Raw genomic sequence first — 1,522 nt, 5'->3', positions numbered from 1 at the left:
ATTTCACCTTTGATATCAACGTGCTGGGCCAGTTGACTGTAGGGGGATCCGCCAAGTAAACTACCCGACCCTGACTGCTTCGCGGTACAGAGTAGGCTTTTAGTAGCCCTGCAGTTAGTAAACTAACCACGGACCTCTGGGATGGTTTACGACACCCCCAATTGACCGTTACCAGTGCCTTAAACAACCGTTTCTGGTGTCCGCAGTATTATTATTGTATCACAAGGCAAGTGAAGTTGTGTATTCCTCCCGATACTGACTTAATCTGCGCTGGTGCTGCTTTAACCTCCTTTCGCTGCGTCTGAGAAACTTTGGACACTCTACAGAGTTGCCGTTCTGGTCGGTGTAGAAAGCCTTCCAGCCCAAGTCAATGCCAATAACATTGCCTGTGTATTCTCCCTGCTCCTTGCGCTCCACATCCAAGCAGAACTGGGCATAGTACCCATCTGCCCTGCGTATCACCCGCACCCGATTGATTTTGGAGTTTAGGATATGGTGTCTTGCCTCACCATTGCAGTACAGGGCAAATGTTCCTGCGTTGAAGCCGTCGGTGAACGTGATGGACATGCCGTCAGGAGACAGCTTCCAGCCGGACAGCTTGTACTCGACCGACCGACAGTTCTTCTTGAACTGCGGATAGCCTTTCTTTGGCTCTTTGTTCTTGCAACGGCGGTAGAAGTTGGAGAGGGCAGACCAAGCTCTTTCGGCACTAGCTTGACGGGCGGCAGAATTGAGCTGGCGGGCGAAGGGGAACTCTTTGGCCAAGTCCTTGCAGAGGGAATACAGAACCGCTTTGGTCGCGCCCCGGTTATCCATCCAGTACCGTAGACACTTGTTTTGCACAAACTGCGCAGTGCGAATGGCTTCATCCAGAGCTTGGTACTGCTCTGCTGTGCCGTTGAGCAGCTTGGCTTCTCTGACCAACATATTGCTATTTTAAAGTGCTACGCACCGCTACCGCGAACAGCGTTCCTGAAGGGATAAAACGGTCTGCGCCTTACATCCCTGCCCTCAAGGGCAGGGCTTTACGGCGTTTTTTCGGTAAACACTGGTGGGCTCCTCTCTGACGCAGCAGTACTCCAAAAAGGGGGGCCAGCGCGAACCATTGGCATGTCCAAAATCAAGCAACGTCGGATTAAGGAGCTGGAAGTTTCATGCCACCCTGGCACAAAAGTCGGCGACTATGTTCCTTTTTACTTTTGCCCCCGCTCGATCATGCTTTATGTCATCCACTGCGCAAACCATCCCGAATTGACCTATCGCGGTGGCCAGACTCGGATCGTGCATCTCGAGGCAGATCTGCATCGGGTCATCGCTTGGGCTGATCACAATCAAGTTCGGTGGGCTTTCTCCCTCTCCAACGCGGGTGCACGCTACGCCGAGTTCCGCTCACAACCCGACTGTCTTGGCGAGCTGGACTGGAATGCCATCGTTGCCAGGGATTTCCGCGACCCAGATATCAAAGAGCGCAAACAAGCAGAATTTCTCGTCCACCGCTATTTCCCCCTTGATCTCGTTGAAA

Annotated in this window: 2 protein-coding genes; one reads left to right on the top strand and one right to left on the bottom strand. The window is 52.8% G+C overall.

Features of this window, described 5'->3' with window-relative positions; translation table 11 throughout:
• Nucleotides 1-219 precede the first annotated feature (219 nt).
• Complete coding sequence (locus tag NW838_RS00575; RefSeq protein ID WP_414427289.1) at nt 220-927, bottom strand: RNA-guided endonuclease InsQ/TnpB family protein; 708 nt, start codon at nt 925-927, stop codon at nt 220-222.
• Between the two features lie 63 nt (nt 928-990).
• Between NW838_RS00575 and NW838_RS00570 the strand changes: the two genes are divergently transcribed.
• Nucleotides 991-1,522, top strand: a 532-nt coding sequence (locus tag NW838_RS00570) for a DUF4433 domain-containing protein (protein ID WP_414427290.1), incomplete at its 3' end; no start/stop codon positions are given.

This window comes from Synechococcus sp. R55.2 (genome assembly GCF_047462075.1).
Taxonomy (GTDB): Bacteria; Cyanobacteriota; Cyanobacteriia; order Thermostichales; family Thermostichaceae; genus Thermostichus.
This window is presented reverse-complemented; position numbering and strand designations above follow the sequence as displayed.